Origin of the sequence: Cereibacter azotoformans, assembly GCF_021391315.1 — a bacterium.
GTDB classification, from domain to species: domain Bacteria; phylum Pseudomonadota; class Alphaproteobacteria; order Rhodobacterales; family Rhodobacteraceae; genus Cereibacter_A; species Cereibacter_A azotoformans.
The window spans coordinates 411,221-425,097 of record NZ_CP090021.1 but is presented as its reverse complement, the minus strand read 5'-3'; the positions used below and the strand labels follow the sequence as shown (position 1 = coordinate 425,097).

Here is a 13,877-nt window from a genome sequence, read left to right as displayed (position 1 = left end):
GGCCTTGGCCCGTCTTCTTGGGCCGGGCGCGGGGCGTCAGGCGGGCAGTGCGGCCCAGCGTTCGATGAGGGCACGCTGCAGGCCACGGGCACGGCCGAGCCACTCGGACCCGCCGGGCGGGCGCTCGCGCGCGTCCATCGGCAGGGCCGAGCGGCGGGCGCGGTCGGCGCAGTAGATCGCAAAGACGAGGTCGCGGCCTCCCTCGGCGCGGGCGATGCCCGCGAGCCCCGAGACGAAGTTCAGCGTGCCGGTCTTGGCCGCGACCGCGATGGGAGGCCTGCGCGTCCTCGCACCTCCGGGATCGACCAGGTCCGTCCGCTTGAGGATCTCGCGCAGGCCAAGCCCCTCGCGTTCGGCTGCGAGCAGCGCCGTCACCATGTCGCGCGCCGAGACGAGCGAGCCGCCTCCGAGTCCGGAATGGTCCTGGAACGCGGTGGAGAGGCCGAAGCGGCCGTTGACCCAGGCGCTCATCGCGGCCGCCGACTGGCCGAGGGAGGGCGCGCCCGAGGCGGCCAGCCCCACCGCCTCGGCCGTGATGTTGGTGGAGAACTTCAGCATGTCGCGCAGGATCTCGCGCAGGGGCTGGCTCTGCCATTCGACGAGGCTCGTGCCCTCGGGGCGGACCCGCACGATCTGCGCGTCGGGTAGGGTGATGCCCTGCGCCCGGGCCAGCGTCTGGAAGACCTCGGCGGTGTAGGTCTCGGGATGGCGCACCGGAAGCCAGCGGCTTCCCGCCTTGCCGAGCGCGCTGCTGGCGACGGTCCAGCTGTCCGAGCCCTGATCGCCGGCGTAGGTGTAGATCGGCAGGTCGCGGGTGACGACCTCCATCCGGGCCATCGCGACCTGGGGCACGAACCGCTCGGCCCGGGCATCCATCGTGACGGACCAGCCGGTCTTCGCCCGCCTCCATTCGAAATGGACCCGGTTGAAGTTCAGGTTCAGGCCGGAGAGGGCGGGATTGTAGCCGACATGGGCGGGCTGCTCGGGATCGATCAGCGGCACCGCGGGCAAGGCGCTCGCATCGGCGATGTAGCGCCCGGTCACCCCGCGCACCCCGGACGCGTGCAGCTTCGCCGCCATGTCGCCGAGCGCATCGGTGGAGAGCGTGGGATCGCCCGCGCCCGACAGCACGAGGTCGCCCTGCACGATCCCGTCCCGGACCGGCCCGGTGGCGAGGAGGCGCGTGGCGAAGCGGAAGTCGGCACCGAGCGTCTCAAGCGCGTAGAGCGCGGTGATGGCCTTGGCGGTGCTGGCGGGCGGCAGGCGCAGCGCGGCGTTGCGGGCCTCGAGCAGTTCGCCGGTGGCGGCATCGGCCACGGCGAAGGCCACCGCACCGCCGAGCGAGGCCCGTGCGATGAGGCTGTCGGCGTCGGGCGGCGGCTCGATGAAGCCGCGGCGCGGCGGGCGGGGCGATGTGAGGGGCGCATCGGGCAGCGCGGGCGTGGCGGCGCCCGCGAGAAGCGCGGCCAGCAGCCAGCGCCGGGAGACGGTCATGCGATCATCCTCATGGGGCGAAGGTAGCGGCAAGGCCGGCCGGCTGACAAGCCCGCCGGCGATCACGCGCGTTGACCGCTGCGTGCGCCCGCCGGCAAGCTCAGGCGAGGCGGTCGGCGATCCGTTGCGCGAGCCGCCGCGCCACCTCGTCCTTGCCCAGGCGCGGCCAATCCTCGATGCCGTCTTCGGTCACCAGATGAATGGCGTTCTCGGTGCCGCCCATGATCCCCGTGCCGGGAGAGACATCGTTGGCCACGATCCAGTCGCAGCCCTTCCGCGCGCGCTTGGCGCAGGCGTGATCGACCACCCGGTCGGTCTCGGCCGCGAATCCCACCACGAGGCGCGGCCGTCCCTTTTCCATCCGCGAAACGGTGGCGAGGATGTCGGGATTTTCAGCAAACTCCAGCGTCGGGCCGCCCGCCTGCTTCTTCATCTTGGAGCCGGCCGCATTGGCCACCCGCCAGTCCGCCACGGCGGCGGCGAAGATGGCGGCATCGGCCGGAAGGGCCGCCGTGACGGCCGCCATCATCTCCTGCGCGGTCTCGACCCGCACCAGTTCCACCCCGACCGGAGGCGGGACCGAGGCCGGGCCGGTGACGAAGATCACCCGCGCGCCCAGATCGCGCAGCGCCGCGGCGAGCGCGGTCCCCTGCGCGCCCGACGAGCGGTTGGCGATGTAGCGCACCGGGTCGATCGGCTCGTGCGTCGGACCCGATGTCACGAGCACCCGCCGCCCGGCCAGCGGGCCCGCGCCGAGCGCGCCCTCGATCGCGGCAAGGATCTCGGCGGGTTCGGCCATCCGCCCGAAGCCATATTCGCCGCAGGCCATGTCGCCCTCGTTCGGACCCACCGTCCGCACGCCGTCGCCGCGCAGCGTGGCAAGGTTCCGGCGGGTCGCGGGATGTTCCCACATCCGCACGTTCATGGCAGGGGCCACCAGAACCCGGGTGTCGGTGGCCAAAAGCAGGGTCGAGGCGAGATCGTCCGCCCGACCCTGGGCCATCCGCGCCATCAGATCCGCCGTCGCAGGCGCCACCACCACCAGATCGGCGACGCGGGACAGGGCGATATGGCCCATCTCGGCCTCTTGCGTCAGATCGAACAGTTCGCGGTGCACGGTCTCGCCCGCCAGTGCCGAGACCGACAGCGGCGTCACGAACTCGGCCGCGGCGCGCGTCATGACGGGCGTCACGGCGCAGCCCCGCTCGCGCAGACGGCGGATCAGTTCGAGCGCCTTGTAGGCCGCGATCCCGCCACCGATGATCAGAAGTATTCGCTTGCCGTTCAGCATGTCCACGCCCCCCGAGGCCGAGGCTCTGGTGTAGGAGGGGCGCGGCCGCGTGACAAGCCACCGGGGCGAACGCCGGGTCAGATGCCGCCCCCTGCCCCGTTACGGGGTCATGCCGCCTTCGCGAAGACCCGCGCAGGGATCGTCCCGCGCGACGGGTGCGGTCACCACCCACATGTCAAAGGGCACCTCTCCCTCCGGCACCTGCTCGAACTGCCCGACCGAGAGCACGCGCAGATGCGGGGCCGCCTCGGCCAGAAGCGATGGCACACCGACGTCGCGCCGGGCGTGGCCCGTCCCTGTGATGACGGCCACCGGCCCTCCGGTCGCCTCCATCGCCTCGAGCACGGCAAGGGCCAGCGAAGCATCCCGCAGGCGCTGCGCCTCGACCATGCCCGGCAGCAGATCGGCCGGCAGCGCGTCGCAGTGGGCTACACGCTGCTCCTCGGTCCGCCGGGCCAGTTCCTCGGGATCGAGCGGACGGTCAAGGCCGAAGCGGGACGCTTCGGCGCCGAAGGTCGCCGCAGCCCCATCCGCGACCGCGCGGCGAACGTCCTCGCGCGGCATTTCGGCGCCGAAGACCAGCGCATCGGGGGCAGCAAGAAAGATGGGATGATACATTCCGAAATCGGGCCAACCCGAACGGTCCCAATCGAGCCGCAGCGCGAGCTTGCGCTCGTTCTGCCGCAGATCGGGTGTCACCAGGGCTGCCTGCTCGGCCGTCAGCATCTCGAAGACCAGCGCCGCGGGCCTCAGGCCGGCCACGGCCACGGCCTGGTTCTCGTGATGGCGCGGGTTGTCATGCACCTCGCCGAGGAGCACCACATCCGCCAACGGCAGCCGCGCAAGCTGCGCCGGCTCGATCCGATCGGCCAGCCCCGGCCGAGCCACGACGGCCAGCCCGGCCGCAAGAAGGAGGCACCGTTTCATAGAAGGAAGTGATGCACCTCCCGCGACTGGGCTTCAAGGCTCCGCCGCATCTTGGCAAAGGCCGCCGCTTCAAGCTGACGCACCCGCTCCTTGGACAATTTCAGCTCTTCGCCAAGGCTTTCGAGCGTCCGCGGCACGTCGCGAAGCTTGCGCTCGGTCACGATGAACCGCTCGCGCGCGTTGAGCTGCTGCATCGCCACGACCAGCCAGCCGCGCAGCCGCTCGGCATCGAGCGAGCCCTCGACCACTTCCGAGGCTTGGGCCGAATCATCCTCCAGCGCGTCGATCCACTCGCGGCCTTCGTCGTCCGCCGACTGCGTGGCGTTGAGCGAGAAGTCCGAGCCCGACAGCCGCCCCTCCATCATCTCGACATCCGAGAGCGGCACGCCCACGTCATGCGCCACCAGTTCGCGCAACTGGTGCGCGTCAAGCTGCTCGCCCCGCTGGGAGGCCTCGCGCTCGAGGCGGGCCTGCACGCGGCGCATGTTGAAGAACAGCGCCTTCTGGCTCGAGGTGGAGCCGGTGCGCACCAGCGACCAGTTCCGCATGACATAATCCTGGATCGAGGCCTTGATCCACCAGACGGCGTAGGTCGAGAAGCGCACGCCCCGGTCCGGGTCGAACTTGTCGGCCGCCTTCATCAGCCCCAGCGAGGCCTCCTGGATCAGGTCGTTCATCGGCGCGCCATAGCGGCGGTATTTCGACGCCATCGAGATCGCTAGCCGCATGTAGGCGGTGATCAGACGGTGCAGAGCCCGCTCGTCACGCTGGTCGCGCCAGGCATAGGCGAGCCGAAGCTCGGTCTGGGCATCCAGAAGCTCCGCCCTCATCGCTTGGCGGGACATCGTTTGATCGGTATATCCGTCCAGTGCCATCAGGACCCCCTGTCGAACCCGGCCGCGTCTCGGGAATTACTACGGAAAAAACATATGCCCGGATCACATGATTGCGCACTTCCACCGCTCACCCTGGTGCTGGGCGGGGCGCGGTCCGGGAAATCTCGGATGGCGGAGCGGCTGGTCATCGGTTCGGGCCGCCCCCGGTTCTATCTGGCAACGGCCGAAGCATGGGATGACGAGATGCGCGAGCGGATCTCGGCTCACCGCCACGACCGCGGCGACGGGTGGCAGACCGTCGAAGAGCCTCGTGATCTCTCTCCTGTCCTGTCACGGATGCCTCCCGAGGCTTGCGTGCTGCTGGATTGCGCAACGCTCTGGCTGACCAATCATCTGCTTGCCGAGAGCGACCTCGATGCCGCGATCGCCTCGCTTCTTCATGCGCTTGACGCCTGTCCTGCGCCTGTTGTCGTGGTCTCAAACGAGGTTGGCTGGTCGATAGTTCCCGAAAATTCTTTGGCAAGGCGCTTCCGTGACGAGCAGGGGCGCCTGAACCAGAGGCTTGCGGGGCAAGCGGATCTGGTCGTGGCGGCGATGGCGGGCCTGCCGATGGTCCTGAAGGGCTGCCTGCCCGAGGGGGTCCTGTGACGCGGCTGCACTGGGTCCGGCACGGGCCCACCCACGCTACGGTGATGCTGGGCTGGACGGACCGGCCGGCGGATCTCTCCGACCGGGAGGCCGTGGCACGGCTTGACGCGGCCCTGCCGCGCAAGGCGCTCCTGGTCTCGTCCGACCTGTCGCGCGCCGCGCGCACCGCCGACCTGCTGGGCGAGGGTCGCGTCCGCCTGCCCCACGACCCGCGCCTGCGGGAGATCCACTTCGGCGCGTGGGAAGACCGGAGCTTTGCCGCAATCGAGGCCGGCACGCCCGAGCGCATCCGCGCCTTCTGGCGCGACGCGGGACCTGCCCGCGCCCCCGGCGGAGAGACCTGGCACGAGCTTCAGCACCGCGTCACCCAGGCCGTGCAGGACCTGTGCACGCGTCACCCGGGCGAGGAGATCGTGATCGTCGCGCACTTCGGCCCGATTCTCACGGGGCTGCAACGCGCGCTTGGCCTGAGCATCCAGGAGGCCTTCGCCCACCGGATCGAACCGCTTTCGATCACCTCGATGACCCTCGGCCCCAGCGGATGGAGCATTGGGCCCATCAACCGGCTCGCGTGAAAGTCGCGGACGACGCACAGCATCCTGTTGCAGGCGCCGCATCAAGCCGCTATACCCCGCTTCGACGCACCCGTAGCTCAGCTGGATAGAGCGCTGCCCTCCGAAGGCAGAGGTCACACGTTCGAATCGTGTCGGGTGCGCCATAAATCAGACAGTTAGCGGCTAGCTGGACAGCAGCGCCACGAATACGCCCCGGAAACGGGCGGTTTCGAGCGCTGCGCGGTCATTTCCGGCGCCTCTCCATCGCCTCGACGGCGCTCGCCTGATGGTCCGGATGGTGGTGGGCGTAAACCTCCTCCATCGTCTCCCGCGACACGCCGAAGAATCCGCCCGCCTCCCACATGTCGGCACCCCGCTGCATCGCCCAGGTGATCGCCGTGTGGCGAAGGACATGCGGCGTCGTGTCGGACAGATCGATCTCGCGCCCTGCCCTCGCCGCCATCTCGGCGGCTTTCACCACGGCTCCCGCCCAGGCCTTCTTGATGTCGGCGACCCGGTTGCCTTCGCTGGTCTGGACGACAAACCGCCGGCCGCTGCGGGCTCCGGCCGCAAGGAGCGCGCGGAGTTGCCGCGGAAGCCTCACCGAAGGCTGGCGCTTGTTCGTCTCGCGCTTCCCGCTGCCAGCCCTGTAGAGGACGCCGCGCTCGGTATCGACCCAGCCCGCGTCTGTGCCGGGCTGGTTGATGCGCAGGCCGAGCAGGGCCGTCTTCCGGGTGCCCGTGTAGAGACCGGCCACGATGAACCACGCGAGGTGACGACCGTCGCGGCGCAGGTTCCGGGCCGCCCGCAGGAGCCAGTAGGCCTCCTCCTGCGTCAGCCAGCGCTCCCGGGCCCTGGGCTTCTCTGGTAGCGTCACCTTCGGCGCGCTGAGAAGATGGCCCTCCCGGACGCAGTGATTCAGCGCCGCCTGCAGCGTGCCCAGCTCGCGCCGGATCGTGCCCGGCGCCCTGCCCCGCTGGCGGGCGTAGGTACGGCACGTCTCTCCCCGGATCGCCGCCACCCTGAGGTTACCCCAGAAGGTCATCAGCGCCTCGATGGCGTAGCCGATCCGCTGGGGATCCGCGACGGTGGGGCCATGCTCCTCCCCATAGAGGGTGAGCGCATGGGCCACCGTCATCTCGTCCGCGGCGAGGCAGCTTCTCGGTCTCGCTCGCTGGTCTCGGTCGGCAATGTAAGCCGCGAGAGCCGTTTCAGCTTCGCCGCGGTGGCCAGTGCGGGTCGAGATCTCGCAGGCGCCGTCTCGGATGACCCAGACCGGGGAACGGCCGGTCCGGGTGACGAGATAGAGACGGGCGCCTTTGGACGGACGCGACATTGCTCAACAAGCTCCTGCAACTCGTCAGGTCTCAGCCGCTTGTGCGGGCAGGTCCATGATGGTGTCTGCAATTGCATCGCGAACGGCTTCGGCACCATGACCGGCAAGAGCCGGTCCATTCTTGATGGACCTGGTCGCTCCATGGCCCTCCATCCGCGGCAGATGCAGCAACATCGTGAAGCGCGTGGTCCGTTCGACCAGGGTGCCGATTGCCGAACTGCCGAGGCCAAGGATGAGATCTCCCTCCCAGTGGCCCGGCACCTCCCTGTCGCCCACTTCCGCCGGGCGGTCGCTGATCATCAGTGCATCCCCGACGAAAGCCTTGCCTCGGTTTCGGGCGCGCTCCCGGGGGAGACGTAGCGCTCGGCCCGAGCGCAGGCAGGCGGAAAGCTCCCGCTTCAGCGCGCCACGCCCCTGAATGTAGAGCGCCTGATAGATCGCTTCGTGGCTGATGCGCATGGTCGGGTCCTCGGGAAAATCCATCTTCAATCGCTGCGCGATCTGTTCCGGGCTCCATGCCAGGGACCATCGTCGCTTTGCCGGTGAACCGCCCGCCGCTTCTTCCATACCACGACAGGCCCGTCGAAGGCGACGCCGTCCGGCGTGGCGATCACACCCGCGAGCCGGTCCTGCACGTAGTCACGCAGGGCCGGATTGTTCGCGAGCTTGCTGGTCTTAGGTCGTTGGGCTGCACGGCCCGCATGCCACTGCGCGGTGATGGCGCGGCAATCGAAATCCCCGCCACGGGTCGCGGAGTTGCGCCTGATCTCGCGTGAGATCGTGCTCGGCGAACGCCCCAGCTTCCGGGCGATGGCGCGCACCCCGGTCTTCCGCGCGCACTCCAGAGCGATTTCCTCACGCTCGGCAAAGGAAAGGCTGCGGCCCAGCGGCCGGGGTGCAGAAGGGGCCAAATGTGTGGGTGGCATCCCGCCAGAACTCCGAAACCAACGGCTTCCGACAGGAGCAGAGACACCAGCTTCGACACCAGCCTCTTCGCTCGAGAGACCTGCTGCGATTCCCCGCCAGAACCGACACAGGTTCTCACGTCGCCAGGCAGGCGGCCGCCCTGGCGAGGACAGTTTGCGCCGAGTGGACCGTCCGGATTGTCGTTTTCCCGTTGCCATCTACACCTCCAAAATCGGCGGTGTTGCGACGATCGGTTGAATCCGTGTAGAGCGTCAACCTTCTTGGCCGTGACCGACAACCAGGATGGCCGGTTTTGACCGCTGCGGTCGTTGGTGTTACTCGGCGCTGATCTCCCTAAGCTTGTCGTTGATGTTGTCGGTGGCTTCGACGCCGATGTTGTCGCTGGAGGCTGTCGGCGCAGCGACAGGCTCGGAGGATCGGCGTCGTGCGGCGGCGCGGCGGCGGAAGCTCTCGCCGTTCATCTCGAGGATGGTGGCGTGGTGAACCAGCCGGTCGATGGCGGCGACGGTCATGGCCTGATCGGGGAAGACGCGGTTCCAGGCGCTGAACGGCTGGTTGGCGGCGATGGCGAGGCTTCGCGTCTCGTAGCGCCGGGCGATGAGCTCGAAGAGCACCGAGCTCTCGGCCTGGTCCTTCTGGGCGTAGGTGATGTCGTCGAGAATGATCAGGTCGAACTTGTCGAGCTTCGCGAGTGCGGCCTCGAGGACCAGATCGCGGCGGGCGGCCTGCAGCCTCTGCACGATGTCGGTGGTGGGGGTGTAGAGGACGCGCTTGCCGGCCTCGACGAGAGCATGGCCGATGGCACAGAGAACGTGGCTCTTGCCGGCGCCCGAGTTGCCGATGGCGATGAGATTGGCGCCGGTCTCAACCCAATCCCCGGCGGCCAGCGCCTCGATGCGGGCCCGGGTCACGCCGGGCAGTGCCTTGAAGTCGAGCGTTGCCAGCGTCTTGCCGCCGGGGAGTTCGGACTGCTGCAGATGGCGCTGGATGCGGCGGGCATCGCGATCGGCGAGCTCGACCTCGGCCAAAGCTGCGAGGAAGCGCGACGCGGGCCAGCCCTCGGCGTCGGCGCGGTCTGCGAGCATCGTCCAGTGGCGCTGGATGCTGGGCAGGCGGAGAGCCGTGAGCATGGCGGGCAACGCATGCACATCGACGGGGCGCGGGGCAGCGGCGGTCATGCGCGCGCCTCCAGCAGTTCGTCGAAGCGGGCGAGATCGGTGAGGTTGACGGGCGTGTCGTCGGGCAGCTCGCGCCGGCGCGGCTCCAGCTTACTCCTTAGCGCATGGGCTTCGGGCAATTCGCCATGACCGAGGGTCTGGGCAATCAGCGCGGCCAGTTCAGCCTCACAGCCCTCCTCATGGGCGAGCCACAGCAGATCGACCATGCGACGGCAGGCGTCGCGACGCGGCAAGGCGGCGGACAACGCGACCCAGGCCTCGGCGTATTCCGATCGCGGGAACAGGCCGTCGCGGTAAACGGAACCGGCCAGCGCCTGCGGCTTGCGGCGCAGGGCGTGGATGACATGGCGATAGTTGACGCAGTGGACGCGGGTGCCGTCATCGCGGCCGCGACGGCGGGGGTGCGTGACGACAGGGGTCGCTCCGAGAAAGGCCTCGATCCGGTCGTCGTAGACATGGACCCGTTTCGCCGGAGGCGAACCTCCGGTTCGACCGCTTGCCGATCAGTTGGGAGGGCGCCGAGTAGAAGACCTGGTGGACCAGGAAGCCCCCGGTCTTCGTGACCCGCGCGACCACCTCGGTGAAGTCGGTGGTGCGCCGGGCCGGCAGCGGCCTGAGCGCCGCCATCTCAATGCGCACCGCGGACTCGCGCCGGCGGTTGCGTCGAGCAACCAGTTCATCGACGAAGCGGCGCCAGCTGGCGAGATCGGCGAAGTCGCGGGAGCCGCGCAGGATCAGGGCCTGATCAAGGGCGACCTTCAGGTGGTTGTTGTGGGCCTCGACAGATCCATTCTCGTGCGCCTCGCCCGGATTGTTGCGGCTGGCGAGCATGCCGTAGTGGGCGCAGAAGGCGTCATAGCGCTTGGTGACGTCCGCCGCGGCCTCGGCATCGAGGTTCCGATAAGCTGCGGACAGGCTGTCGGTGCGATGCTCGCCAGGCACTCCGCCAAGGGTCCAGAGCGCGTTCTGGAGGTTCTCGGCCAGCGCCGGGAAGCTCTCGCCGCCCAGCACCACGGCGGCATGTTCCCAGCCGCTGTAGGCCAGGACGAAGTGGTAGAGGCGCTGCTCAAGCGGCTGCCCCGCGATCGTCACGCAGAGTTCGTTCGCATCGGTGAAGTCCGACAGCGCCATCCGGCCGGGTTCCGGCGTCTGGCGGAAGATCACGTCGCGCTCGGGTCCGTTCAGGGCACGCCAGTCGCGGACGCGCCGCTCGAGCGTCCGGCGCACGCGGTCGTCGGGGAAGGCCTCCGGATCGCTCGTCTGAAGGTGCCGCAACAGGGTGACGGCCTGAACGGCTGGATCACGCGCGAGGATCGGCAGCAGCACCGGTTCCCACACCGCCTCGAGCGGGTCGGGCACGGTGCGGCCCCGGGGGGCCGGACGTTGCGATGGAAGGCGCGGATCGGCATCGATGCGGCGGGCGGTGCGTTCGCTGAAGCCGGCGCGGGCGGCGGCGACACGCTGGCTGTGCTGGAGACGGTCGGTCATGTAGACTCTCACTTGCTGGTCGGTGACGGGTTTGCCCGGCACGGTCGGATCTCCGTTTGGTAGCAGAGACCTCGACCCTACCGGCCCGCAGCGGCCAGCACCTACCCTTCTCCCCCGAAACGAGGGCCAGCCGCTGGGTTCAGCCTCCGGGACGGGCTACGCCCGTCCTCCGGCTGAACCCAGCGGCCAACTTGCCTGACGGTTTCGGCCAACTTGGTTGTCGCTCATCAGCATCCGCCCAATACGCATCTCAAACCTACCGTGATGCCCTTCAGGCCGCGGGTCTGCGCGGCTCCATGAGCAGCGTCGGAAACCCCTATCACAACGCGCAGGCGGAAAGCTTCATGAAGACACTGAAGGTCGAGGAGGTCTATCGGGCCGGATACGAGACCTTCGCTGATGTGGCTGCCCGCTTGCCCGTGTTCATCGAGCAGGTCTACAGTTCAAGGCGACTGCACTCCGCCCTCCGCTACCGAACCCCCGAGGAATTCGAAACCCTATTCGCCCGCAAGGCGGCTTAGTTTGGACAGCCCCCGTGGTCCAGGCCGCGGGGTTCACTCCAGACCCGGGTCGGTTTTGCATGGAAATCAACACAGTGGCGTTCCCATGGCTCGATCTGCAGGTGGCTCTTGTGGATCGGTGGCAGGTCCTTCAGCCCTTCGAAACCCTGCGTCTGAAACCGCCGCTTCCACTCGTAGAAGCTGGTCCGATACAACCCACGCTGGCGACACGCTTCGGCGACGTTGCCGAGCTCCCTGGCCAGCTCCCGCACGCTCAGGCGGTGCCGCGCCAGCTTCGTGTCCGAGTCGCGCCTCCGCCTTTCGAAGCCTTCGTCGACTGATCCATGAATCCATCTCCTTTCCAAGATTTGCACGGAAAGAAGGTCAAGTGGACAGCTTACCTCAGGAAGAACCTGGGGATGGACCAGCGGCGCGAGGAGATTGTCTTCACGTCCGGCGCCTGGACTCGATTGCCTGCCAGATCAAGGCCGCGCCATTGGTTCCGTCGAACCGCTCGAGTTCCTGCAAACCTGTCGGCGAGGTCACGTTGATCTCCGTCAGGCGGTCTCCGATCACGTCGATTCCCACGAAGATCTGTCCCTTCTCGCGCAGCAGCGGGCCTATGGCCGCGCAGATCTCGCGGTCGCGATCTGTCAGCCCCACCCTTTCGGGCCGACCACCCGCGTGCATGTTCGAGCGCGTCTCGCCCGCCTGCGGCACGCGGTTGATCGCGCCGATCGGTTCGCCATCGACCAGGATGATCCGCTTGTCCCCCCGCTCCACGGCCGGCAGGAACTTCTGAGCGATCATGGGCTCGCGGCTCATCGAGGTGAAAAGCTCGTGCAGGGACGACAGGTTGCGGTCCTGCGGGTCCAGACGGAACACGCCCGCGCCACCGTTGCCATAAAGCGGCTTCAGAATGATGTCGCCGTGCCGCTCCTTGAAGGCGCGGATGGTGGCGAGGTCCCGCGCGATGGTCGTGGGGGGGATCAGGTCGGGGAACCGCAGGACGAGAAGCTTCTCGGGAGAATTGCGCACCCAGAACGGGTCGTTTGCCACCAGCACCTTCGGCATCAGCAACTCGAGGATGTGGGTCGTGGTGATGTAGCCCATGTCGAAGGGCGGATCCTGCCGCAACCATACCACGTCGAAATCGCCGAGATTGACCAGGGTCTCCTCGCTGTAGGTGACATGGTTGCCCTTCTCGCGCCGAAGCTCGATCCAGAAGCCGCGGGCCGTCACGCGGCCATCATCATAGGCGAGATGCTCGGGCGTGTAGAAGAACAGCCGGTGGCCGCGGGCCTGGGCTTCCAGCGCGATGCGGAAGGTGCTGTCCGCATCGATATTGACCGATCCGATCGGATCCATCTGAAGGGCGACGTTCAGGCTCATGCGCATCTCCTGCCGATGGAGCCCTTGATGGCGCAGCGACCGGCCGGTTGCAACCGCATCAGGCCGCGAAGGCGTTCTCGATGATCTCGATCCGGCCCATGCCGTCGACAAGCGCCACATCGAAGCGGCTCGCCGTCAGCTGCCCGAGGGGTTCGCCGGCCAGAAATTCCGAGGCCGCGCCATAGATCCGTTCCATCTGCCGGCGGGACAGCCGTGCGGCCGCAGCCGCGTGGCTCTTGCTCTTCTTCACCTCGATGAAGATGACCTCGGCCCCGTCCCGGGCAATAAGGTCGATCTCGCCCGCGGCGCCCCGCCACCGTCGCGCGGTGACCGGCCGATCGGACCGCTCATAGATCCGGGCCACGGCCTCTTCGGCCACGAAGCCCGCCCGATGTGAAACCTCTCCGCTCATCGCTCCTCCGTCAGCCGCAGGGCGGCCTGATACACATCCCTTCGGGCCAGGCCGAGCCGCCCTGCGACCGCCGCCGCGGCCTCCTTGACCGACATCGTCTCGAGCGCCTCCGACAGGGCCACCTCCAGCTCTTCCGCCCCCGCCTTCACCGGCGGGGCCCGGTCCACGACGATCACGATCTCGCCCTTCACGGATCGGTCGCGGAACGCCTCCGCAAGATCCGGCACCGGGCCGCGCGACACTTCCTCGAATCGCTTGGTCAGTTCCCGGCAGACCGCCGCCTCCCGGTTGCCCAGTTCTAGCGCCATATCCTCTAACGTTCGGCTAACGCGCCTGGGCGATTCATAGAACACGAGCGTCGCGGGCACGGCGGCCAGTTCGGCGAGGAACTTCCTGCGGGCCGAGGCCGTGGCGGGAGGGAAGCCTGCGAAAAGGAAGCGATCCGTCGGCAGCCCCGATACCGTCAAGGCCGCGAGCACCGCGGAGGGACCGGGCGCGGCAAGCACCCTGTGGCCCTCGGCGATGGCGGCGCGCGCCAACTGGAAACCGGGATCGGCCACAAGTGGCGTGCCCGCCTCGGACGCATAGGCCACGCTCCGCCCTTCGGCGAGGGCGCGCAGGAGCCGCGGGCGCGCCACCCCTCCGTTGTGATCGTGATAGGCCACCAGCGGCCGTGATCCGAGGGGAATGCCGTGGATCTCCATCAGGTGGCGCAGCGTCCGCGTATCCTCGGCCGCCAGCACATCGGCCGTCCGCAGGATGTCGAGCGCGCGGAGCGTGATGTCACGCGCGGCCCCGATCGGGGTTGCGATGAAATGCAGGCCCGCCTCGAGCGGGCGGCCCCCGCCGAGGTCCGCGTCCGGCTCGGCTTCGCCGATGGTCATGGCGCTGCTC

12 protein-coding genes, 1 tRNA gene and 3 pseudogenes are annotated in these 13,877 nt (G+C 68.5%); 4 read left to right on the top strand and 12 right to left on the bottom strand.

The window, feature by feature from the left end:
• Positions 1–36: 36 nt before the first annotated feature.
• From dacB to LV780_RS02105, 4 genes are all read right to left on the bottom strand, one after another.
• Complete coding sequence (gene dacB, locus LV780_RS02120) at positions 37–1,494, bottom strand: D-alanyl-D-alanine carboxypeptidase/D-alanyl-D-alanine endopeptidase (protein WP_108221607.1); 1,458 nt, start codon at positions 1,492–1,494, stop codon at positions 37–39.
• A 100-nt stretch (positions 1,495–1,594) separates the two neighbouring features.
• A complete protein-coding gene (gene coaBC / locus LV780_RS02115; RefSeq protein WP_108221608.1) occupies positions 1,595–2,785 on the bottom strand; it encodes a bifunctional phosphopantothenoylcysteine decarboxylase/phosphopantothenate--cysteine ligase CoaBC in 1,191 nt (396 codons plus the stop codon).
• Between the two features lie 99 nt (positions 2,786–2,884).
• Entirely contained in the window at positions 2,885–3,712 is an 828-nt protein-coding gene (locus tag LV780_RS02110) for a ChaN family lipoprotein (protein ID WP_108221610.1), read from the bottom strand.
• Positions 3,709–4,587 carry an RNA polymerase factor sigma-32 gene (locus LV780_RS02105; RefSeq protein ID WP_011907539.1) on the bottom strand — a complete coding sequence of 293 codons (879 nt, stop codon included), beginning with the start codon at positions 4,585–4,587 and terminating at the stop codon, positions 3,709–3,711. Before LV780_RS02105 ends, LV780_RS02110 begins: the two co-directional genes overlap by 4 nt.
• Before the next feature lie 54 nt (positions 4,588–4,641).
• Here LV780_RS02105 and cobU point away from each other — a divergent pair, with 54 nt between their 5' ends.
• The 3 genes from cobU to LV780_RS02090 all read left to right on the top strand — a co-directional run bounded on the left by cobU (position 4,642) and on the right by LV780_RS02090 (position 5,914).
• Positions 4,642–5,196, top strand: a complete 555-nt coding sequence (cobU, locus tag LV780_RS02100; RefSeq protein WP_101339505.1) for a bifunctional adenosylcobinamide kinase/adenosylcobinamide-phosphate guanylyltransferase — start codon at positions 4,642–4,644, stop codon at positions 5,194–5,196.
• Positions 5,193–5,771: a histidine phosphatase family protein gene (locus LV780_RS02095; RefSeq protein WP_108221612.1), complete on the top strand. Its 579-nt coding sequence runs from the start codon at positions 5,193–5,195 to the stop codon at positions 5,769–5,771. The genes cobU and LV780_RS02095 overlap by 4 nt, the downstream gene beginning before the upstream one ends.
• A 66-nt stretch (positions 5,772–5,837) precedes the next feature.
• Positions 5,838–5,914: transfer RNA gene (locus tag LV780_RS02090), tRNA-Arg, on the top strand.
• 80 nt (positions 5,915–5,994) lie between these two features.
• Here LV780_RS02090 and LV780_RS02085 read toward each other — a convergent pair.
• The 4 genes and pseudogenes from LV780_RS02085 to istA form a co-directional block, all read right to left on the bottom strand.
• The gene (locus tag LV780_RS02085; protein ID WP_002720771.1) at positions 5,995–6,888 is read right to left on the bottom strand and encodes a tyrosine-type recombinase/integrase; all 894 of its coding nucleotides are present in this window, start codon (positions 6,886–6,888) and stop codon (positions 5,995–5,997) included.
• Positions 6,889–7,125: 237 nt separating this feature from the next.
• Positions 7,126–8,210, bottom strand: a pseudogene (locus LV780_RS02080) (IS30 family transposase); the annotation flags it as partial.
• A 117-nt stretch (positions 8,211–8,327) separates the two neighbouring features.
• Positions 8,328–9,191 (bottom strand): IS21-like element helper ATPase IstB, encoded by an 864-nt coding sequence (istB, locus tag LV780_RS02075; protein WP_101339570.1) that lies wholly within the window; start codon positions 9,189–9,191, stop codon positions 8,328–8,330.
• Positions 9,188–10,721: pseudogene (gene istA / locus LV780_RS02070) on the bottom strand (IS21 family transposase). The gene istB and the pseudogene istA overlap by 4 nt, the downstream one beginning before the upstream one ends.
• A 254-nt stretch (positions 10,722–10,975) precedes the next feature.
• Here istA and LV780_RS02065 point away from each other — a divergent pair.
• Entirely contained in the window at positions 10,976–11,200 is a 225-nt protein-coding gene (locus tag LV780_RS02065; RefSeq protein ID WP_011907532.1) for an integrase core domain-containing protein, read from the top strand.
• Between the two features lie 80 nt (positions 11,201–11,280).
• Here the strand turns inward: LV780_RS02065 and LV780_RS02060 are convergent.
• The 4 genes and pseudogenes from LV780_RS02060 to rsmI all read right to left on the bottom strand — a co-directional run.
• A pseudogene (locus LV780_RS02060) lies at positions 11,281–11,525 on the bottom strand (helix-turn-helix domain-containing protein); the annotation flags it as partial.
• Positions 11,526–11,626: 101 nt separating this feature from the next.
• Entirely contained in the window at positions 11,627–12,571 is a 945-nt protein-coding gene (gshB, locus tag LV780_RS02055; RefSeq protein WP_181318440.1) for a glutathione synthase, read from the bottom strand.
• 58 nt (positions 12,572–12,629) lie between these two features.
• Positions 12,630–12,983 carry a YraN family protein gene (locus LV780_RS02050; RefSeq protein ID WP_101340643.1) on the bottom strand — a complete coding sequence of 118 codons (354 nt, stop codon included), beginning with the start codon at positions 12,981–12,983 and terminating at the stop codon, positions 12,630–12,632.
• Positions 12,980–13,867: a 16S rRNA (cytidine(1402)-2'-O)-methyltransferase gene (gene rsmI, locus LV780_RS02045; protein WP_108220130.1), complete on the bottom strand. Its 888-nt coding sequence runs from the start codon at positions 13,865–13,867 to the stop codon at positions 12,980–12,982. Before rsmI ends, LV780_RS02050 begins: the two co-directional genes overlap by 4 nt.
• Between the last annotated feature and the right edge of the window lie 10 nt (positions 13,868–13,877).